The sequence below is a fragment of the Planococcus chinensis genome (assembly GCF_042681545.1).
In the GTDB taxonomy this organism is placed as follows: domain Bacteria; phylum Bacillota; class Bacilli; order Bacillales_A; family Planococcaceae; genus Planococcus; species Planococcus chinensis.
In genome coordinates this window covers 957,186-977,246 of record NZ_JBHUFW010000004.1, presented here as the reverse complement: position 1 = coordinate 977,246, position 20,061 = coordinate 957,186, and the positions used below count along the sequence as shown (strand labels likewise).

The 20,061-nt window shown below is 49.1% G+C and carries 27 protein-coding genes; 7 read left to right on the top strand and 20 right to left on the bottom strand.

What is annotated here, in order from left to right:
- Positions 1-92: 92 nt before the first annotated feature.
- The 13 genes from deoD to ACFSDB_RS07125 form a co-directional block, all read right to left on the bottom strand.
- Complete coding sequence (gene deoD, locus ACFSDB_RS07185) at positions 93-797, bottom strand: purine-nucleoside phosphorylase (RefSeq protein ID WP_204892259.1); 705 nt, start codon at positions 795-797, stop codon at positions 93-95.
- Positions 798-866: 69 nt separating this feature from the next.
- A complete protein-coding gene (locus tag ACFSDB_RS07180) occupies positions 867-1,082 on the bottom strand; it encodes a YozE family protein (protein WP_204892260.1) in 216 nt (71 codons plus the stop codon).
- 54 nt (positions 1,083-1,136) lie between these two features.
- Positions 1,137-1,562, bottom strand: a complete 426-nt coding sequence (gene msrB, locus ACFSDB_RS07175) for a peptide-methionine (R)-S-oxide reductase MsrB (RefSeq protein ID WP_204892261.1) — start codon at positions 1,560-1,562, stop codon at positions 1,137-1,139.
- Positions 1,563-1,564: 2 nt separating this feature from the next.
- Positions 1,565-2,089 (bottom strand): peptide-methionine (S)-S-oxide reductase MsrA, encoded by a 525-nt coding sequence (gene msrA / locus ACFSDB_RS07170; RefSeq protein WP_204892262.1) that lies wholly within the window; start codon positions 2,087-2,089, stop codon positions 1,565-1,567.
- A gap of 14 nt (positions 2,090-2,103) precedes the next feature.
- Positions 2,104-2,685 (bottom strand): YpmS family protein, encoded by a 582-nt coding sequence (locus ACFSDB_RS07165; RefSeq protein ID WP_204892263.1) that lies wholly within the window; start codon positions 2,683-2,685, stop codon positions 2,104-2,106.
- A gap of 14 nt (positions 2,686-2,699) precedes the next feature.
- A complete protein-coding gene (locus ACFSDB_RS07160) occupies positions 2,700-3,497 on the bottom strand; it encodes a GDSL-type esterase/lipase family protein (protein ID WP_204892264.1) in 798 nt (265 codons plus the stop codon).
- A 36-nt stretch (positions 3,498-3,533) separates the two neighbouring features.
- Positions 3,534-4,373, bottom strand: coding sequence for a DegV family protein (locus ACFSDB_RS07155; RefSeq protein WP_204892265.1), 840 nt, complete (start codon positions 4,371-4,373; stop codon positions 3,534-3,536).
- A gap of 89 nt (positions 4,374-4,462) precedes the next feature.
- Positions 4,463-5,188, bottom strand: a complete 726-nt coding sequence (locus ACFSDB_RS07150; RefSeq protein WP_204892266.1) for a lysophospholipid acyltransferase family protein — start codon at positions 5,186-5,188, stop codon at positions 4,463-4,465.
- A 4-nt stretch (positions 5,189-5,192) separates the two neighbouring features.
- Positions 5,193-5,678: a dihydrofolate reductase gene (locus ACFSDB_RS07145; RefSeq protein WP_204892267.1), complete on the bottom strand. Its 486-nt coding sequence runs from the start codon at positions 5,676-5,678 to the stop codon at positions 5,193-5,195.
- Between the two features lie 12 nt (positions 5,679-5,690).
- The gene (locus ACFSDB_RS07140) at positions 5,691-6,635 is read right to left on the bottom strand and encodes a thymidylate synthase (RefSeq protein ID WP_204892268.1); all 945 of its coding nucleotides are present in this window, start codon (positions 6,633-6,635) and stop codon (positions 5,691-5,693) included.
- Positions 6,636-6,706: 71 nt separating this feature from the next.
- Positions 6,707-7,300, bottom strand: coding sequence for a YpjP family protein (locus tag ACFSDB_RS07135; RefSeq protein ID WP_204892269.1), 594 nt, complete (start codon positions 7,298-7,300; stop codon positions 6,707-6,709).
- Between the two features lie 283 nt (positions 7,301-7,583).
- Positions 7,584-8,363 (bottom strand): class I SAM-dependent methyltransferase, encoded by a 780-nt coding sequence (locus ACFSDB_RS07130; RefSeq protein WP_204892270.1) that lies wholly within the window; start codon positions 8,361-8,363, stop codon positions 7,584-7,586.
- A complete protein-coding gene (locus ACFSDB_RS07125) occupies positions 8,360-8,797 on the bottom strand; it encodes a BrxA/BrxB family bacilliredoxin (protein WP_204892271.1) in 438 nt (145 codons plus the stop codon). The genes ACFSDB_RS07130 and ACFSDB_RS07125 overlap by 4 nt, the downstream gene beginning before the upstream one ends.
- A gap of 263 nt (positions 8,798-9,060) precedes the next feature.
- Between ACFSDB_RS07125 and ACFSDB_RS07120 the strand changes: the two genes are divergently transcribed.
- Positions 9,061-9,303 (top strand): hypothetical protein, encoded by a 243-nt coding sequence (locus ACFSDB_RS07120; protein ID WP_204892272.1) that lies wholly within the window; start codon positions 9,061-9,063, stop codon positions 9,301-9,303.
- Between the two features lie 69 nt (positions 9,304-9,372).
- On the opposite strand, the gene ACFSDB_RS07115 is transcribed toward ACFSDB_RS07120, so the two are convergent.
- The 4 genes from ACFSDB_RS07115 to ACFSDB_RS07100 all read right to left on the bottom strand — a co-directional run bounded on the left by ACFSDB_RS07115 (position 9,373) and on the right by ACFSDB_RS07100 (position 13,465).
- Positions 9,373-9,690, bottom strand: a complete 318-nt coding sequence (locus ACFSDB_RS07115; RefSeq protein WP_377339530.1) for a hypothetical protein — start codon at positions 9,688-9,690, stop codon at positions 9,373-9,375.
- Between the two features lie 109 nt (positions 9,691-9,799).
- Positions 9,800-10,930 carry a conserved virulence factor C family protein gene (locus ACFSDB_RS07110; RefSeq protein WP_204892273.1) on the bottom strand — a complete coding sequence of 377 codons (1,131 nt, stop codon included), beginning with the start codon at positions 10,928-10,930 and terminating at the stop codon, positions 9,800-9,802.
- A 22-nt stretch (positions 10,931-10,952) separates the two neighbouring features.
- Complete coding sequence (locus ACFSDB_RS07105) at positions 10,953-12,833, bottom strand: ABC-F family ATP-binding cassette domain-containing protein (protein WP_204892274.1); 1,881 nt, start codon at positions 12,831-12,833, stop codon at positions 10,953-10,955.
- Positions 12,830-13,465, bottom strand: a complete 636-nt coding sequence (locus tag ACFSDB_RS07100; protein WP_204892275.1) for an HD domain-containing protein — start codon at positions 13,463-13,465, stop codon at positions 12,830-12,832. The genes ACFSDB_RS07105 and ACFSDB_RS07100 overlap by 4 nt, the downstream gene beginning before the upstream one ends.
- 156 nt (positions 13,466-13,621) lie before the next feature.
- On the opposite strand from ACFSDB_RS07100, the gene ACFSDB_RS07095 reads away from it, so the two are divergent.
- Positions 13,622-13,828, top strand: a complete 207-nt coding sequence (locus ACFSDB_RS07095; RefSeq protein ID WP_204892276.1) for a cold-shock protein — start codon at positions 13,622-13,624, stop codon at positions 13,826-13,828.
- A 56-nt stretch (positions 13,829-13,884) separates the two neighbouring features.
- Here ACFSDB_RS07095 and ACFSDB_RS07090 read toward each other — a convergent pair whose 3' ends face one another.
- A complete protein-coding gene (locus ACFSDB_RS07090) occupies positions 13,885-15,846 on the bottom strand; it encodes a hypothetical protein (protein WP_204892277.1) in 1,962 nt (653 codons plus the stop codon).
- A gap of 17 nt (positions 15,847-15,863) precedes the next feature.
- Positions 15,864-17,063, bottom strand: coding sequence for an ATP-grasp domain-containing protein (locus ACFSDB_RS07085; protein WP_377339526.1), 1,200 nt, complete (start codon positions 17,061-17,063; stop codon positions 15,864-15,866).
- Between the two features lie 191 nt (positions 17,064-17,254).
- On the opposite strand from ACFSDB_RS07085, the gene ACFSDB_RS07080 reads away from it, so the two are divergent.
- The gene (locus ACFSDB_RS07080; protein ID WP_204892279.1) at positions 17,255-17,824 is read left to right on the top strand and encodes a GNAT family N-acetyltransferase; all 570 of its coding nucleotides are present in this window, start codon (positions 17,255-17,257) and stop codon (positions 17,822-17,824) included.
- Positions 17,825-17,861: 37 nt separating this feature from the next.
- Here ACFSDB_RS07080 and ACFSDB_RS07075 read toward each other — a convergent pair whose 3' ends face one another.
- Positions 17,862-18,059 (bottom strand): zinc-finger domain-containing protein, encoded by a 198-nt coding sequence (locus tag ACFSDB_RS07075; RefSeq protein WP_204892280.1) that lies wholly within the window; start codon positions 18,057-18,059, stop codon positions 17,862-17,864.
- Positions 18,060-18,202: 143 nt separating this feature from the next.
- On the opposite strand from ACFSDB_RS07075, the gene ACFSDB_RS07070 reads away from it, so the two are divergent.
- The 4 genes from ACFSDB_RS07070 (at position 18,203) to ACFSDB_RS07055 (ending at position 19,953) form a co-directional block, all read left to right on the top strand.
- Positions 18,203-18,895 carry a queuosine precursor transporter gene (locus ACFSDB_RS07070; RefSeq protein WP_204892281.1) on the top strand — a complete coding sequence of 231 codons (693 nt, stop codon included), beginning with the start codon at positions 18,203-18,205 and terminating at the stop codon, positions 18,893-18,895.
- Positions 18,895-19,284 carry a ribonuclease HI family protein gene (locus ACFSDB_RS07065; protein ID WP_204892282.1) on the top strand — a complete coding sequence of 130 codons (390 nt, stop codon included), beginning with the start codon at positions 18,895-18,897 and terminating at the stop codon, positions 19,282-19,284. Before ACFSDB_RS07070 ends, ACFSDB_RS07065 begins: the two co-directional genes overlap by 1 nt.
- Positions 19,285-19,405: 121 nt before the next feature.
- Positions 19,406-19,615 carry a hypothetical protein gene (locus ACFSDB_RS07060; RefSeq protein ID WP_204892283.1) on the top strand — a complete coding sequence of 70 codons (210 nt, stop codon included), beginning with the start codon at positions 19,406-19,408 and terminating at the stop codon, positions 19,613-19,615.
- A gap of 20 nt (positions 19,616-19,635) precedes the next feature.
- Positions 19,636-19,953, top strand: a complete 318-nt coding sequence (locus tag ACFSDB_RS07055) for a hypothetical protein (protein WP_204892284.1) — start codon at positions 19,636-19,638, stop codon at positions 19,951-19,953.
- The last annotated feature ends 108 nt before the right edge of the window (positions 19,954-20,061 follow it).

Sequence of the window (20,061 nt, the reverse complement as noted above, 5' to 3'; positions counted from 1 at the left end):
ACTTTCGTTTATGCCGTTCATGCTGTCTTGATTTTAACAAGATTTTGTCTAGATTTAAAAGAAAAAGACTGCAGCAACAGTCTTTTGGTCTTTTATTCTTGGATGGCAGCTTCAAGGGCTACGACGATCATGTCGTTGAACGTCGTTTGGCGCTCTTCCGATGTCGTCACTTCGCCTGTCAGCAAGTGGTCGCTGACTGTCAGGATCGACAATGCCTGGCGGCCATATTTTGCAGCCAATGTGTAAAGCGCAGCGGACTCCATTTCTAGAGCTAGAATGCCGTATTGCGCCCATTTTTCGTGCTCTGCATAGTCGTTATAGAAGACATCTTCCGTAAAGACATTGCCCACACGCAAGTTCAAGCCTTTTTCAACGCCCGCGTTGTAGGATTTCAAAAGCAAATCGAAATCGGCAGTCGGCGCATAGTCGATGCCGCCGAAAATGATTTCATTCATTTTCGAGTCTGTAGAAGCGCTTTGGGCCAGGATGACATCACGAACTTTGACATCTTTGTGAATTGAACCGCAAGTACCTACACGGATCAGTTTTTTCACGTCATATTCGTTCATCAATTCCGTGATGTAAATTGAAATCGATGGGGCTCCCATTCCAGTTCCCTGTACAGAAATGCGCTTGCCTTTGTATGTACCGGTATAGCCGAACATGTTCCGGACATCGTTATACAGGACTGCATCTTCCAGGAAAGTCTCTGCAATGTACTTCGCGCGCAACGGGTCGCCCGGAAGCAGGATTGTTTCAGCGATATCGCCTTTTTTAGCATTAATATGAACGCTCATTTGAAAACCTCACTTTATTTTAGTCGTTCTAATCATACTGTTTTTTTCTTGCATGTGCAACGCATACCCTTAAAGCTGCACATATTCGTCCCACATGGCATCGAATGTGGAGGCTGTGATGTGGGGATGCGCTTTCTCTTCAATATAGCGCGAGAGCTTCTCGAAATCCCGGGTTGTTTTCGGGAAGCTGTGGTCCAGAAACATAGCTTCTGCAAAGCGCGAAAAGTCGTCCGGGACCAGTTTCCCTCTGTACTGCAATGCAAATTGGTAAAACGAACGATCCATTTTCCATCCTCCTTACGGGAAGCAAAAGGCCCGGAGCGCAGCCCGGGCCTTTTGTCATTCAAATAGTTGCTTGTATTGGGAAAGCCCTTCCGCGTCCAACTGGTCTTTCGGCACAAAACGGAGCGATGCCGAATTGATGCAATAGCGGAGCCCGCCGAGCGATGATGGCCCATCGGGGAATAGATGCCCCAGGTGGGAATCAGCTGTGGCGCTGCGCACTTCTGTGCGTCTCATTCCGTGGCTGGTATCAAAGCTTTCTTTGATTTCGCTGTCTTCGAGCGGTTTGGAAAAACTTGGCCATCCGCAATGTGCATCAAACTTGTCTTTTGAGCTGAACAGCGGTTTTCCAGAGACGATATCTACATAAATGCCATCTTCGAAATGCTGGTCATATTCGCCCTGAAACGGCGGTTCCGTACCGTTTTCCTGTGTCACATGGTACTGCATCGGTGTCAATTTTGCTTTCAAATCCTCTTTCATGATCATCCACCCCAATTTTTTTCAATGAATCCCGCTCTGCCGGAACCGACTGAATAGCGGTTATAGTGAGCCGGGTTTTTCTTATAATAGTCCTGATGGTAATCTTCTGCCAAATAAAACGGCTTGGCTTCCAATATCTTGGTAGCAATCGGCTTATCGAATTTCCCTGATTCCCCAAGTTCCTTTTTCGACTTTTCCGCAGCGAGCCGCTGTTCTTCGGTATGATAGAAAATCGCCGTCTGATAGGATTGCCCGCGGTCGAAAAACTGGCCGCCGGCATCTGTCGGGTCGATCTGCGACCAGAATACATCCAGCAGCTTTTCATACGGGAACACCTCAGGCTGGAAAGTGATCTGCACCGCTTCATAATGGCCTGTAGTTTCAGAGCAGACTTGTTCGTACGTCGGATTCGGCACATGGCCCCCTGTATACCCGCTTACCACGCTTTCAATGCCGTCATACGAATCAAATGGCTTGACCATGCACCAAAAACAGCCGCCTGCAAATGTCGCTTTTTCTGTCGTCATCCAATCGCTCCCCTTTATTGTCGAATTGTCACTCTTAGCCGGATATCGTCCTCTTTCAGATCGAACGAGGTCGCTTGGATAGAAATGCCTTCCTCAAACGGGATTTCCGTCAATTTCAGCAGCACATGCTCTTCTTTTGGCAGAACCTCCATGAAATCAGGCAGCTCCACCGAATCCCGCAGCATCTTCAATGCCGATTCCGGCGGGATATCGAGCATACCGACTTCCACTGATTTCTGCTTTAACAAAAGATTGCCGTCTTCCTGGACAAACGGGTCAAACCGCAGCAGGATCGGCAGCTTCACACCGAATACTTCAAGTTCTGAAGATAAGCTGACATCCCCGTTGACCGCCAGCGCCAGCGGCACCGGCGACCGGTCCATTTCTTTTTGGATATACGTGTTCGCGATGCCTTCGAAATCCTCTTTTGTCACGTTGACGACAAGCGAGTTCCCGTCCGCCTCCGTAATCTTCATCGCCGACGACTTATCGAGGTTATGCCCTTGCGCCGGAATGGTGATAACCAGGAAAAAGGCCAGTATGGCAATTATATTTAATGCGAGAGATATCAAAAAAGCCGCCCGCCACTTGTTCATACATCGTCACTTCCTTACTCCGGGAAACTGAAGCCGCATTCTTCCATCCGTTCAAGCACCCGCTCGCTCATCAATTGATAGCCTTTGCTGTTGGGATGGAAGAAATCGGTATGATAGACCAGGTTATCGTTCCCGGTGAACAAATCGCTTACCGGCACGAAACAAGCCATCGGATCGTTTTCCGTAATTACTTCCATTGTACCGTTATAAGAGTCAATAATCTCGTCAAACTCCTCGACTTCATCCGTCACTAGTGAAAAAGGGTTGTAGATGCCGAGCGCGATGATCGGCACTGTCGGATTGATCGAACGGATCGCCGCGTAAATGTTCTGGTAGCGGCTTTCATACAAGACCAGCTCATCCATGAACGCGTCGAGGTTCAGCTCGAACAGATCCCGTTTGACGATTTTCATAATATCGTTGCCGCCAATCGTCATCATGACATAGTCCGCTTGGGCTAATGGGCCGGCAAGTTCACCTTTTTGGAACAGCGCAAGCAATTGGTCGCTTCTGCGTCCCCTTTTCGCGGTATTCACAATCATGGTTCCCTGGACTCCAGGCCATTCGCTGATGGCCGAGGAAACACGGCCGACATAGCCGCCCTCATTTTCTACATCTCCGACTCCCTGAGACAACGAATCTCCTATTGCGGTGACTACGAGAGCATCCGGCACAAAGTTCGGCGGGACATTATAATCGGCCACTGCCGGCGGCACCCTTGGCGCTGCTTCTTCATTGCCAAAAATGAAAGATGGGCTGCATCCGGCCAGAACAACGGCAAGCAATAAAGCGGCAAACAGGATGCGTTTCACGATCCATCTCCCCTTTTAAACAACATGCGCCGCACCCTATTCCGCATAGAACATGAAACCGATGGCTCCGATGCCTGTATGGGTTGAAATGACCGGCGTGGTGTAATCATATTTAATATCCTGGAAACCGCTTTCCTGGATCTTTTCGCGAAGCGGCTCCGCCATGGCCTGGCCGTCCGCATGGACAATCCCGACACCTTTTACCGTCTTGCCTGCAGTCCGTGCCAAAAAGTCGTCCATCAAGTAGGACACGACTTGCTTATAGCTCCTGGCTTTCGAAACCGGCGTGTATTCCCCGCCGTCAAGAGATGCAATCGGCTTGATCTTCAGGAACGAGCCGATCATCGCCCTGCCTTTGCCGATCCGGCCGCCCTTCACCAGATTGTCCAATGTATCGACGACTACGAATAATTTCGTGTTTTCGCGGACTTTATTGACACGCTCGACGATTTCCTCCACCGATTTCCCCTGCTGTGCCATTTCAGCCGCTTCAATCACCTGGAAAGACAGCGCATAGGAGATGTAGCGTGAATCGATAACCGTCACATCCGTATCGGTCAGCTGCGCTGCCGTACGGGCAGACTCTACCGTCCCGCTCATTCCGCCTGTCATGTGGATGGACAACACCTGTCCGCCATCTTCCCCAAGTCGGTCATACAATTCTTTGAAAATGCCCGGTGGCGGCTGTGAGCTTTTCGGCAGTTCGGGCGTTTTTTTCATCAATTCCAAAAACTCCTGCGGTTGGAGGTCCACCCGGTCAAGGTAGCTCTCCCCTCCGATTTGAATGTTTAGCGGCACGACATGAAGATTGTATTTTTCAATGACATCCGGCCGCAAATCCGATGTGGAATCGGTAACGATATGGATTTTCGACATGCAATCACTCCCTTTTCCCTTTATTCCCTACTACCCGAACGTCTAAAACCCGAATTTTAAAGGCAAAAAAACAGATCTTCATCGATCTGCTAATCCGCCTTTTCATTCAGTGCAGCTTGGATCCGGCTTCGCACGTTGGCTACTGCCGCTTTTGCATCCGTGTCTGCCAGCTCCTGAACCCCGAAAGGCTCTAATACTTGAACCCGGATACTGCCGGGCCTCACTTGGCTATTGTTCTTTTCCATAATTTCCGCGGTACCGTTTATCGCAATCGGAACAATCGGAACCCCCGCATCGCGGGCAATCCGCATAAATCCGCTTTTGAATTCCTGAAGCCCTTCACCTTTGCTCCTCGTGCCTTCGGGAAAAATCAGGATCGAATGGCCATCCTTCAGCTTCGCCACCGTATCCTGAATGGATTTATAGGCACTTCGCCGATCGCTCCGGTCCAGGAAGACGCAATTCATCTCTTCCATATAGACAGGGATAACCGGGAATTTCTTTACTTCTTTTTTGGAAATGAATCCGAAGGGTTTCGGAATCGCTGACAGCAGCACCGGAATATCAAAATTCCCTTCGTGGTTGCTGACAAGCAGTGCCGGCCCTTCCGGAAGCCATTGGAGCCCGCTCACTTCGACATGGCTCCTGGTCCGTTTCATGATGCCTCCCGCCCACTTTTGGGGCTCACTATGAATCAGTTTGTCATACTCAGCTTTGTCCATCCCGTCTTTGCGGGCTTTGAACTTCTTCAGATTCATGGCGGCGATAGGCAGGTAGCCGAACAGGTATGAAAATGTCCGCATTGAAGTCAACATTTTCCTATTCGCTCCCTTTTCGCTCAAAGACCAGGTAGGAAAACGGAATGCCGTTGGAAACATGCTTCTCCGATTCGGAAACCAGCTCCCATTCAGCCCCGTATTCCGGGAAAAATGTATCGCCGTCGTACCGCTTGTCGATAAGGGTGATATACAAGCGGTCCGCCTGCGGCAAGATCGAACGGAAAATCTGTTCCCCTCCGATCACCATCACTTCTTCATGCACTTCTTCTGCCAGGCGGATGGCCTCTTCCAAGGTATGGACGACGTCTACCCCTTCTGCAACATAGGAATCGTTGCGCGTCACAACGATGTTCCGCCGTTTCGGCAACGGACGTCCGATGGATTCATACGTATTGCGCCCCATGACCATTCCTTTGCCGACGGTATGCTTTTTAAAATAAGCGAGATCCTCCGGGATATGCCAAGGCAGCTGATTGTTTTTGCCGATCACGCGGTCCGGGTCGTGCGCCACCATTAATGAGATCATTCCTTTTCCTCCTTATACAGCCACCGGCGCTTTGATGCGCGGGTGCGGGTCATAGCCTTCAATGGTGATATCGGACAGTTCCATATCAAAAATGGATGCGACATCTTCATTGATTTTCACAGTCGGCAGCTCCTTCGGCTCCCTTGTCAATTGTTCTTTCACTTGTTCGATATGGTTCGAATAAAGATGGGTGTCGCCGGTCGTATGGACAAAATCGCCCACTTGCAGCCCGCATTCCCGGGCGATGAGATGCGTAAGCAAGGCATACGAAGCGATGTTGAACGGCACGCCAAGGAATACGTCAGCACTCCGCTGGTACAATTGGCACGATAACTTTCCGTCAGCCACATAAAACTGGAACATGATATGGCAAGGCGGCAAGGCCATGTCCCCGATAAATTCCGGGTTCCAGGCAGTCACCAGATGGCGCCGGGAATCGGGATTCGTTTTAATCGATTCAATGACATCCTTTAACTGGTCAATGGTGCCGCCGTCCGTTTTCGCCCATGACCGCCATTGTTTGCCGTACACTGGGCCGAGATCGCCGTACTTTTCGGCAAATTCCGGTTCATTCAGGATTTTGTCCTGGAAAATGCCCAATTGCTCTTTGTATGCCGCTGCAAATTCTTCATCTTTTTGCGACCGGCGTCCAAAATCGGCCATGTCGGGGCCTTGGTATTCGTCGCTATTGACCCATTGTGCAAAGGCCCATTCATCCCAGATATGGTTATTTTCCGCAAGCAGCGCCTTGACGTTGGTGTCCCCTTTTATGAACCAGAGCAATTCCGATACAATCAGGCGGAATGCCGTCTTTTTCGTAGTCATCAACGGAAAGCCTTCGTTAAGGTCATAGCGCATCTGATAGCCGAATACGCTTAATGTCCCAGTTCCTGTACGGTCTTCTTTTTTTGTGCCGTTATGTAGAATATGCTCGCATAAATCCAAATATTGTTTCATCTGTGTTCGCCTCCATTGTTATATTAATCATAACAAAAACACACAAAAAAAACTCCCTAAAAGCTAGGGAGTCACGAAAGCCATTTCGGCGGTGTGTTTTTGGACCAGTAAATGTCGCCAAGCGCGATGTGCTGCTGAAAATCATCATCAGCGACGTGGTAATGGAAATTGAAGAAATAGCCTTCCTGCGGCTTTTTCTCGGTTCTCACGTGAAACCGGATGGCATCCTCGTTTGTTTCCATGTCGTAGATATGGAAAATCTTTTCGGAATGGTCGCCGGAAGGTTTTTCCGATATCGCCAACTTGGCGATTTTGCCGCTGTCGAGGCTTGCCAGGTACAAATCGATCGCGCGCTGCATATTAGGCAGCACGGCCGTCTGGAATTCATCGCGGATCACCGGGCCGATCCGGGAGCCGAATTTCAGGTAAGCTTGCTCTTCAGCCATTTTATGTACGGTATCCAAAATCGTGATAGATTCATAATAATATTCGCTCGGGTCTTGCCAATCATAGATAAACTGTTTATGCTGGTCGTCTTCCGCATGCGAATTGCTGGATGCTTTTTCATCTAGAAGCGATTCCCAAAGCATATGGCTCGGCGGAATGGCGCCTAATGTCAGAACAGCTACTGCGATAATTATGGATTTTTGCCACCAATTTTTCATCGTCATCACCTTCAATTTCGAACATTTTCGCAAATCTTTCTTTTCTGCGTTCTATTAATTATACGATTTTCATGGGTAAAGGTTTCATCTTCTTGAAATTCATTGTACAATAAAGCTAATCATTTAGCTCTGTTTTTTCGAAAAAGGAGGAACTTTTACATGGATGCATCGTTGCTTATCGGAATTGGCCTATTATTCTTGATCGGTTATTTGACTTCATTAAGTTTTACCGACTAATTATTTCAAAAAAACTTCCTGCTGCCGGCAGGAAGTTTTTTTGCGTTTATTCGATTGTGCAATCGATCACACCATAGTGGAATTTTGTATTCGGACGGACGCGGCGGGAAAATCCAAAGCGCTCGAAATCCTCGGACCGGAAATGGGCTTTCAAGACGACGCTTTTTTTGGCTACGCGCTTCGCCTCCTCGACCCACGTCCAATCCAGTTGGCCTGCGTCAGCTGCCGGCCGTAATGGAGAGAAATTCGTAGCTTCTTGAATCGTTTCTGTAAACATCGGATCCATATAGACGACGTCCGCCGATTTTCCGGGCATGTTGCGCAAGATATCCACGGCTTTTCCGGGAATCACTTCGATGCGCCGCATGGATTCCGTCAAATGGGGCATGGCGGAATATTCCTTCAGCCCTTCTGCCACCACATAAGCAAGCACTGCATGGCTTTCACAGCCGATTACACGGCCAGCCGCGCCGGTATGCATCGAAGCCACGATAGCATCCGACGCCATCCCGAGCGTGCAGTCGATAAACGTATCACCGGGCGCCAGACCCGAGACTTCGATCAGCGGGTCCTGGACAATCGGTCGCTTGGTACGGAAAGCGGAGGAGTTCGGATGAAAAAAGAATGGCTCGGTTTTGCCCTGAGGGTAAAACTCGAGCCGTTCTTTTGCTGCAACCAGGACATCCGCGCCTTCTTCAAGATGGATTTTGCCGATTGAACGCTTTCGCCTGCTGACGAAAGGCAACAATAGATCTGCAGCAGCTTTGGCAGCCAGCTCATCGGTCTTTCCATTGGGCCGGTATGCCGTAGTCACAATCGTTTTCATTTTGCGGCTACCTGGCCCAGCACATCTGCCAGATGATTCGTGATTTCTTCCACGTCATGGTCTTCGATTTGTTCGCGCGGAATGAAATATGCCAGCTCTCCGTCTTTCAAGAGTGCAATTGAAGGAGAAGAAGGCGGAACTTCTTCAAAAAAGCTGCGCATCTGGGCAGTCGCTTCCTTGTCCTGCCCGGCAAATACCGTCACCAGATGGTCCGGCTTGGCTGCAGATTCTTTTAACGCTTCAATAACGGCCGGCCGTGCAAGGCCTGCAGCACATCCGCAGACGCTGTTGATGACGACGAGGCTGGTGCCTTGCGCTTCTGCCATATGGCTGTTCACATCTTCTGCTGTCAGCAACTCCTTAAAGCCGTGCGAGGTCAACTCCTGGCGCATCGGCACCACGATGCCCTTCATGTATTCATCATATGCATTCATTTGTTCATCCCCCTTTTTAATATTTCTTCCTTTTCATTCTATCGCACTTGCTAAAGAGATTCACGCTCTTCCACTTTTTCAGGGGTAGATCAGCATTTGTAAAAATGAAATTAGAATATTCTAAAATTAGTGTTACATTTATATTATATTTTCGCAAAAGCGCAGTTTTTTTGATAATTATGTGGTATCTTGAAAGCAACAAGAAGTATGGATTCTTCAGACTTTTCTTAGTCACTTTCCATTTCCGGAAAGGAGAATGTCAAATGACGTTAGACAGCATTAAAGAAATGCTCAAGACCGTCCATTACTACAACACCGTCAACATCACCCAGACTTTCAGCAGAGAGGACGGGGCCAGCATCACCGCAAGATGCCTCAAAAACACTAAAATTCTGGAGGTCACATTTCCGGAAGAACAGAAAATTGAACAATACACTTGCATCGAAAAAGCTGCAGCTGCCATTTACCAAGCGCTTACAGCCAATTCGATGTCTACTAGCTCCTGAGGCTTCAGGGGCTTTTTTTTATTCTTCGTGACATAGATGTATCAATAAAAAACGCCTGAAATGGCGTTCTCAATGGTCGTAATGCTTGTTGATGAAGCCCAGCATGTCTTCGAACGAATCCTGGTCGTACCATTCATAAGGCACCTTTTGATCGGCGATTCCGCTTTTGATCTGTAGGCTCGTTGCTGATAGCTGAACGATGCGCAAATCGTCCACATCCTCTTCTTTTTCCCGGAGTTCATGGCCGGAAAAATGATCTTTGACTTTGCTGAAAAATGCATCGCGTTCTGCTTCATCTTTAAAATCCCATGATTCGTATTTACCCTGATGGAGCAATTCAATCGAATAAATATCTTCTTCCATGGATATATCCCTGTCTTTTGCCATCCCTGTCACCTCTCCTATTTAAATCAACTTACAGCAGTTTACCTTTTTCGCCCCTTGCGGAAACCTTTTTCCAAAAGAAAAACCGGCGGATCGTCCGCCGGTTGCCTGTTTATTCTTCTTTCATCGATTGGCGCGCTTCGGTCATCTGCTTCCAGACCGACCCTTGCGCTTCTTCGCCTTGTTCGATCCGGGCGATCGCCATCTTCACTTGCAGCTTCACTTCAAACTCCGGATCATTTTCTGCCCGTTTCAACGCCGGCAATGCCGCTTCGGTGCCGGTTTCAAACAAGAACATAGCTGCCCGCCAACGGACGAGCTTGTTTTTGTCTTCAAGAGCTTCCATCATGACAGGCTCAAATTCCTCGAATCCGAGATCGCTGATGGCGTCCCCTGCGGTTCTCCGCACAGCCCAGCTCTTATCTTTCATCGCTCGGGCGATGTATGGCACGACTGTCTTGTCTTTGATGTCGCCTAAATAAATGACAGCTTGGCGCCGAATCGACATTTTTTCATCTTCTATCGCTTGTGCAAGCAGCGGCAGGTCGTCCAGACTCCCTTCGCCCATCTGTTCGAGCAATTGGAAGCGGGTCTGCCAATCGGGCACATTGAATTCCTCGATGGCCACTTTTCGTCCGCGCACCACTGCTCCCTGTACCTGTTCCTCAGACGGGGACACAAGCTGCTGCAGCCGTTCATCCGGATATGCTGCATTCAATTCTTCGACGACATGCTGGCCAATTTCCTCTTTATCGCCGTAACGGACGCCATAATCCGCCCATTTGCGTTGAAGCAGGTAATTCTCTTCCGCCGGATCCAAGGCTTTGGCCATGGCAGCTGTGAAGCGCTCCGGCATGCCGAAGCGTTGTTCAGTGGAGCTGTCGAATACTTTTACTTGCAGCGGTATTCCTTTGAATTGCTGGACATGGACATAGACTTCACCAAAATGCTCATCCATCTCCATTTCTGCCCCGGCTGCTCCGTCGCCTTCGCCGAAGACGCGACGGACTTCTGCCAGAATCCCTTCCCAGTCCACTTTCGAAAGGCGTTCCACCGCCAAAAAATCAGCTACATGGTAAACGCCTTTCACGCCTTCGATGTCCATGATTTTCCGGATTTCCTGCGGAGCCCCTTCCAAGTTTGCTTTTGAGTAATTATGGCTCTTGCCGAAAGGCAATTCCTGGTCGATGATGACTTTCATTGTATTCGGGCTTGGTGTCGGTTCGATCGTTTTGATTTTCATGAATGTTCCCCCTGCTGAAATTTTATGATTCTGCAATTTCCTGGAGATACGTCCACCGCTCGATGAGACGGTCGTATTCTTCTGTCAATGCGTCGATTTCCTGAGTGAGTTGGTTCAGTTTTTCAAAATCCGCGCCTGCTCCTGACATATCGCTTTCTTTTTGTTCCATCTGTTGCTCTACTTCGGCAATGACATCAAGGATTGAATGGAACTCCTGCTGTTCCTTGAACGTCAATTTCTTTTTCGGCGCTTCCGGCTTCACGGTTACAGGGGCAGGTTCGAAAATTTCTGCCTCCACCATTTCAGGCACAGCCTTCTCTTTGATGAATTCGGAATACAAGCCTTGGTACTCGACAATTTTGCCCGTACCTGTGGTCCACAATTTCTGGGCGATCCGGTCCAGGAAAAACCGGTCATGGGAAATCGTAATGACGACGCCTGGGAAGTTTTCCAGAAAATCCTCCAAAACAGAAAGCGTCTGGATGTCCAAGTCGTTCGTCGGCTCGTCAAGCAAGAGAATATTGGGCTGCTCCATCAACAGTTTCAGCAAGTACAAACGTTTCCGCTCGCCGCCCGATAGTTTACCGATTTGTGTGCCGTGGCCGTTTGAGGGGAACAGAAAGCGCTCGAGCATTTGGGTTGCCGACAAACGGACGCCTTTGGCCGCCTCATAATCACTTGATATCTCCTGGATATACTCGATCATCCGCTGTGATTCATCCATTTCCGGCAAATGCTGAGTAAAATGGGCAATCTTCACGGTGCTCCCATATTCCAATCGCCCTTCAGTCGGCTGGTACTCGCCTGCCAATATTTTCATGAGCGTGGACTTCCCAGCTCCGTTCGGGCCGACGATGCCGATGCGGTCGCCGCCCTGCAAAAGAAAATCGAAGCCGCTGAAAATGACATTGCTGCCAAAAGCCATGCCGACGCCTTCACCTTCAATGATTTTCTTGCCCAAACGCTGGCTTTGCATGGAAAGCTCCAACGACGTATTGTCGTTTTCCTTTTGGACGTTCTCCTTGATTTCATCAAAGCGCTGGATCCGGGCTTTCTGCTTGGTCGACCGGGCTTTGGCACCCCGGCGGATCCATTTGAGCTCTGAACGGAAGCGGTTTTCCAGCTTTTGCTGGGAAGAAGCAGCCATTTCATCGCGAATCGCTTTGTTTTCCAGGTAGTCGCCGTAGTTTCCTTTATGTGTATACATTGTCTGATCGGCAATTTCAAAGATATGTGTGGAAACGGCATCCAGGAAATAGCGATCGTGCGTCACAAAAAGCATGGCGCTGTTCATGCGAAGCAGTGTTTCCTGAAGCCATTCCGTGGAGACAGCGTCCAGATGGTTTGTCGGTTCATCGAGGAGAATCAAATCCGCCGGCTCGATCAATGCTTTGGCCAGTGCCACCCGCTTTCGCTGACCGCCGGACAATTCGCTGATGTTCTGGTCGAACATGTCGATGCCGAGTTTTGTCAGTGCCGTTTTTGCAAGGGCATTGATGTCCCAGGCATTTTCTTTTTCCATTCCTTCCTGGATTTTCATCAATTCATCCTGCAATTGGGTTGAACTCGAATCGATCATCATGTTTTTCAAGGCTTGCTCATAGGACCGGTTGAGCGCCAGGATCGGCGAATCGCCTGAAAAAACCGTCTCAAGGACGGTGAGTGATTCGTCGAATTCCGGTTCTTGCTTTAAATACGTGATCTGGTATTTTTTCGGATGGTCCATCGTCAAGGAGTCCGCTTCAACTTCACCGGCCACAATGGACATTAAGGTCGACTTCCCCGTACCGTTAACGCCGATCAGACCTGCCCGTTCTCCCGGGTAAAGTGAAAATTCGACTCCTTTGAAAAGCGTTTTTGCTCCAACTGTCTTGGTTAAATTTGTAATATTTAAATGGCTCATTTATTCCCATCCGTTTCTTTTTGTAGTTGCTCTAAAAAGCATAGCATAAAAGCATGCCGCTCTTCAGCAATCCGCCTTCCGGCTTCTGTATTTATGCTGTCCTTCAGCTTCAGCAGCTTCTCATAAAAATGCGTCGTGCTGCTGGTCGGCTTGGACCGGTACTCCTCCTCGGTCATTTCCAAGCGGGGCTCTTCCTGCCAATCATACAATTTGCGGCCTTTTGCCCCGCCGTAGGCGAACGTCCGGGCAATGCCGACTGCCCCGATGGCGTCCAGCCGGTCCGCGTCCTGCACAATTTCAGCCTCGATGGATGCCGGCGCTTTTCCATTGCCTCCTTTGAACGAAACGGCTGCGATAATGTCAGAGATATGCTCCTTCTGTCCGTCATCCAGCCGGAGGCCCGCCAAAATTTCCGCTTCCGGGTCTTCTCCGTGCTTTTTATATTTCGGATCGGAAACGTCATGGAGCAATACGGCCATTTCCACTACAAAAGCATCCGCCTTGTGTGTTTTGAGGATTTCCCTGGCATTTTGCCGAACCCGTTCAATATGCTGCCAATCATGGCTCGCATCAAATGTATCGTATATCGCTTTTGCCGCTTTTTCACATTGCAGCAATTGTTCTTTCTCCATAAAAACAACCCCTTTCCTTCCATTATAACATCCTTCGAAAAACAGCTTCCCCTCCAGGCGTTATTGACGATTGGCGTCCAGTCGGGTATAGTATAGCCAGCCGTTAAACGGAGTTTAATGGCGCCACGACATTACTCAATAATAGGGGGAACGCGCATGCACCAAGGTACAGTGAAATGGTTTAACTCGGAAAAAGGGTACGGCTTTATTGAGCATAATAATGGTGATGACGTATTCGTCCATTTTACAGGCATCCAAGGCGAAGGCTTCAGGACGCTGCAGGAAGGCAAAACCGTGTCGTTTGAGATTATTGATGGAAACCGTGGTCCGCAGGCATCGAATGTTATTGAAACTAATACGTGAAAAAGCGCATATAAAAAAAAGGGAGCCTCGAAAAATTCGAGTCTCCCTTTTGCATTTCATGTCCACGTATAGTTTTTGCCCCAGCTTTCGCGCGACAGCCGTTCAATTTCTTCAACATCGGCGTCTTCCACCATATAGGTGTCGCCTTGTTCATAAGGGTTGTAATGGAACGCATACATCCGCGCTGTGAATTGATGGAACGGCAAGGAAGACTCGCCTTCCTGCTCGCCATGCCCTTGGACGCTCGTTTCGATGCCCTGGCCCCAATTCTGGCCGCTGTCGTTGTTCGGATTGTAGAAATAGACCCGGAATTCCCCCTGCTCATCCTGATCGATGCGCTGGATTGAGACTGCATGCAGACCCAGTAATTTGCCATGGACGTTGGTGATGTAGATGCCCACCGGGTTCGGATAGATCATCTCGTAGCCTTCATTGTATTCCGGGTGATGTGTCGCGTAGAACAGCCGCACAAACGCTTCATAGTCCGTGACAAAACCGGTATACTGATCGATAATGCTGGCAAAGCCACGGGATATCCATTCCCCGTAAAACTCGGGATTGACCCATTTGTGGCCGTCCTCTCCTCTTAATAGCGTCTTTTTCATCATTTCATTATAGATTTTGTCCAAGTGTGGAACAAGGACCACTGAGACCGGATCCAGTTCGCGATGAATTTCGTCTGCCACCCCGCCCTGGATCACATTCGAATGGATTTCTTCCCCTTCAAAGGTCATGTCGATATCATTTTCCCTCACGGCCCGAGCAATATATTCAAGAAGTTGGCCGACGCCATGCTGGGCCCATAAACTGATCGCCCTCGCGGACTGGCATGTAGGATTCAGCCCTTGCCCGATGCCGAGCGGTTGTCCTAGTACATTGACAACCCCGCCCACCAGGACGCCATTTGCCGTGATGCCGCCTTTTCGATGTTCCCGGCGGAGCAAATGCTTTTTGACATCCGGGTGCACATCGATTTCAAACAACCGGCGCAGCGCAGGCAGTAAGGGCTCCTGTGTCAGGACGCCGCGGTCAAGCATGCGGGACAAGCCATAGATCACTTTGCTCGTTTCCGGATGGACCGATATTTGTATGATGTCCCTGACCAATTCGGTATTGGCATTGAAGCTTGCTATGCCCATTTCAGACAGCGCCAATGCTTCCGGAATAATATCGGAATATTTCCGGTTCAGAAAACGGATGAAGATGGCATTTGCCGGTGCCACCAATCCCGTAGCGTTCATCGACTCCGCAAACGCCCGCGCTTCCTCATGAAGAGTTTCTTCGTCGGCTTCCGTCAGTTTTTTCCGGTATTCGCGCAAATTCGGATACTGTTCACTGAGAGGCGTCGGCGAGGTTATCGCTTTGTTGAATGATTTTAATTTGTCTTTCGTATGTTCATCGATTTCCTCGTCAAGCATCTGGTTGGCGGTCTCGATCATCGTCACGATCCGCTCCACCATGATGGGCCGCTGGACAGTCAGGCGCTCAATCTCTTCGACCAGCTTGCCCGCTACCGCTTTATAGGAAAGACGGGCGCCAAGAAAGCGGAAGAGCCGTTCCGCCCGCTCGATATGCTCGCCGCCCTCTACCCGTGCGGCTTCCGTTTCAGCCGGAAACAACAAGTCCATATTCAAAGCCAGCACTTCGTTCAGAAAAGAGGCCGCTTCTTCTTGCGGCACTTCCGGGTGTTCATATTGCCCTTCAGCAATTGACAGCATGCGCAATTCACTCAGCATTTCCACGAGCGAATTGACCCCCCTGATTTTCAAGGAGCCGCCGACAAACGGCGGTTCCAAGTTGGCGGCTTCCGCCCATGGCCCGCCATGGAACACACCGGCTGCATCAAAACGTCCGGCATAGCCGTAAAGGGCTTCCATGCCGTTATCGGTTGCTGCCAGCTCACCGGCCAATTGAAAGACAGCCGTCTGGTACATGCTTTTTGCGAATGGCTTGGCTTCTTCAAGCACCGCAAGGGCTTGTTCAAATTTGTTTTTGGTCAGTGTTGTTTCAGTAGTCATGGCCATTCCCCCAGGTGTTAGATATAAAAATCGAATTTTTCATATTGCTGCAGCAGTTCCTTCATCCGCTCGCTGTCTTTGCCAAAGAAAAACAGCGTGCCGTAATGGTTCCCGAAGCCGACGCGCTCCGCTACTTTCGAAGTGACCGGTATGAACATATCGTGTTTTTCAAAGTAAGGGTCGTTCTTCAATTTATCAGGCACATTCAGCTTTTCGATCAGCCTCACGCGCGGATAAACCATCAGACTTCCGGCATAGCCTTTCGCATCGTCCACTTCTTTCGGGAAAAAAGCCTCCAGTTCTTCTGCCGTCGTGTCCGGATCGCTGCAGAGGATCTGAGCCTGGAACGCACTGAAGCCGTATGCGCGCTCGATCAATTCGAAAATATGTCCGCCGGGCACCCGCGCCGCCACTTCCCCGAAGTTCAAAGTGCCGTCATGGGAAATGAAATATTCCGGATGGATGACGCCGTATTTAATTTCAAAAGCATCCACCAGTTTCTGGATTTCCTTTAATATCGTCGGACGGTAAGATTCAAGTGTCGGTGAAGCAGGCACGAAATTCGAGTGGCCCAGTTTGACGTATTCTGTGATGTTCAGGAACTTCACTTCCCCGTTATGGATAAAAGCTTCACAAGAGAATTCCTGCCCGTCGAGATGGCTTTCCATCAAATAAGGGAATTCCTGTTCTTCCATCTTTTCGATATCTGTCGCGTCCCGAATGACCATGTGCCCAACCGTGCCTGCTTTGTTCAGAGGCTTGATATGTATCGGATCATTCAGGTCGCCCTCGATTTTGATCAACGCATCATTTACCCGCTTTAAAAAGCGGTGGATGTCCTCTTTTGAATGCGCTTCTTCGAAAACTCCCACTTTAATACCTGCCATCTGTGCTTTCCGCTTCATTAGCCCTTTATCCCGCATTAACAGCGAACGGTTGAAGACGCGGGGATCATCGAAGAAGCGGGCATTCAAGGCGCCTGCCCACTCTACAGTTTCTTCATAAATCGGCACCGCTACTTTAGTGTCCATCGCCTGAAGCTTCTCATACAATTCATCCGAGCCTTCATTGAGCCGTTCAAAATCCCATGCAACAAAGTTGATGCCATTCTCTTTTGCGAATCCTTCAAAATCAGGCGGGCCCACTACAACGAACGGCCTGTCCAATTTGTCGATTGCCTCGATCGCCGGCAAACTCCACCCTAAAATTGCTGTCAATCTTCCTTCTCCTGCATTTCCCATCCAGACACTCCCTTTATAAATAATGTAAGCCAGTAAATACCTCTATTATTGCCTATTTTCAGACGATTCAAACCTTAGCTTGCTAATCGGGTTTAAACAATTCGGCAAACGGAAATAATCTTATTAATAAACCGAAGATGCAAAAAGCCAAAACAGGAGGAAATTTTATGGACTCATGGTTTTTGAAGCTGAGGGAATATTTCCCGGCTAAAGAGATGAAATCCCATGCGCATATGAAAGGGTTGTTCACGGACAAAAGCGAAGTTTACAAATTAGACGAAGGCCCGGAATACACATTGGTCTATTTTGAGAAGGAGGATTTCCTGTTCGTCGATTATATCCTCGTCTCCAGTTCGTCACGCGGCAGCGGCCTGGGCTCCAAAGTAATGGAGCGCGTGAAAAAGAAAGGCAAAGCGATCATCCTTGAAGTCGATCCCGTAACACCGGAAGATCCGGAATCAGGCAAGCGCGTGCGTTTTTATGAAAAGCAGAAATTCAAGAAAGCTCCGTCCATCACTTATGTGCGTAACCACCCTGTCACCGGCGAAAAAAGTGAAATGGATATATTCTATTGGTCGCCGGATGCCGTCACTGAAGAATGGATATTCGATAAGATGAAAAAGGCGTATGAAGAAGTGCACGCATTCGGCAATGAAATCTTCTACAACAAAGCTCCGCAGCCTCCGGAAGAAGTGCTGCAGCTCGAAACAGCCCATCCACAACAGCGGGCAAAATAAAAAAACGGCAGCGGATTCCGCTGCCGTTTTCCTCTATTCATTTATGTCCAGCGCCTACTTTGTTCAATTCATTCCCCAAAAACTGCAGCTGTGAGCCGACGGAGCAATTGCTGATGCAGAAACGGTGCGCAGCGGTTTTCCCTTGCTCTTTCCGAAGTTGTTTCCGGATAAAACAGCCTTCGCAGTATGTCTCTATCATTTCGTCGATTTCATTGATGATTGAAAGTTTGTTCAACCTGTCACCCCTTTGAATTGCCATTCGCTAATTTTACTACTGATTTGTGATTTTTTGCAACAATAGTTATACTAGCAAAGGACATTTTGTCTTTGCGGCGGTTCGCAAACTCCCGCCTCACCAAAACTAAGGAGGATTTTTTAATGTTCAATGAATTTTTTGGGCTTGGCTTCGCCTTGGCCAATTTCGTCCTGCTCCTGCTGATGTATAAATTCTTCGGCAAGACCGGTTTGTTCGCCTGGGTCGCCATTGCAACCGTGTTGGCAAACATCCAAGTGACGAAGACCATCGAAATTATCGGCCTGACTGCAACGCTCGGGAACAGCTTGTATGCTTCCACTTTCCTGGCGACCGATATACTTAATGAAAAATATGGGAAACAAGATGCACGTAAAGCGGTCTGGCTTGGTTTCGCCTCGCTTTTGATCATGGTCCTTGTCATGCAGGCCGGGCTTCAGTTCATACCTGCAGAGAGCGACATCGCCAACTCATCGCTTGAGACCATCTTTGGGCTCATTCCGCAGATTGCGATCGCAAGCATGATCGCCTATCTGGCGAGCCAGCATTTGGATGTCATCATCTTCACTGCCATCCGCAAGGTTTTCCCGAAAGACAGCCAGTTCTGGATCCGCAACAACGGCTCCACACTGATCAGCCAACTGCTGGATACCTTGATTTTTACGAGCATCGCCTTTTACGGCGTTTTTCCGCTCGACGTCTGGCTGGAAATCTTCGTCTCAACATACATTTTGAAATTTATCGTTTCCGTGCTGGCCACGCCTTTCGGCTATATGGCCAAAGCTACTACTCCGTTCGATGAAAAGCAGGTGAATTGATGCTGGAAGTGTTCATCGATGCTGCAACAGCCGGCTCTCCGCAGGTAAGTGCATGCGGCGTCTTTATCCGGGGGGAAGGCCACTTGATCAAGTGGAGTGAGTATCTCGGCGAAATGGACAACCATACAGCCGAACTGACGGCTTTGGTGAAAGGGCTGCAATTGGCACAGGGCCTGACCGCCGGCATGGTGTCGGTCAAATCCGACTCGCAGGTGACCGTAGATGCTTTTGAACGGGAATATACCAAAAATCCCCGCTTCAAACCGATCCTCGAAGAAGCGCTTGCCCTCAGCAAGTCATTCGAATATTGTTTCATCAAATGGATTCCCGATTCGCAGAACCGGGCAGCTGACGACTTGGCAAGAAAAGAATTGCGGGCACATAAATAAGAATACAAAGAAAACGAGCAGCGGCTATGGAGGCGCTGCCCGTTTTCTTCCGAGATGGTGAGAGACGGCTTCCGGAAAGTCTGGTAAACTGGAAACAGCTGAACTTAATGGAGGCAAAATTATGAGATCGAAAATCGGCATCATTCTCGATATTTTTATCCTGCTGATCGGCCCTTGGATCCTGTACACGCGCATTGTCGAAATCATGGAGAACGGCGCATCCGTTTATCCAATCATTTCGATTATCATCATTACACTTGCGGTCCTTTTCTCCATCTACAACCTGTACTTGGTCCTGGCGTCAAAACAGCAGCAAACTCCGAAAAAATAGTGTGCGAAAGGTGATTCATCTTGAAATCCGTCCTGTTTTATCATGTGCCATTGGCTGTCTTTGCACTGGTCAATAACTTGGTTGACCGCCTTTACTGGCCCTGGTTTGTCACACTATTGCTGGCATTCCTCATGTTCCAGCTGGCACGCCTCCGCTATCCGAAAGACGGCGTGCCGCCGATTGCCAAGGCCTCCCAGGCCTTCTTCTACATATTGACCGTCGCTTTCATCTTCCGCGACCAATACCTGGATCCGTTTATCATCAACTTGCTGCTCGGCGTAACACTTGGAATCGTCATCGTGGAGCTCATGAAGCATAGAAAAAAGCCGTCAGCTTGACGGCTTTTTTCTATGCTGAGAAATTTCACACGACATACCAAATCAGAAAAAGTGCAATCGCGATGGCAATCCACGTGATGATCCGGATCAGATTCCGTTTTTTGCGGA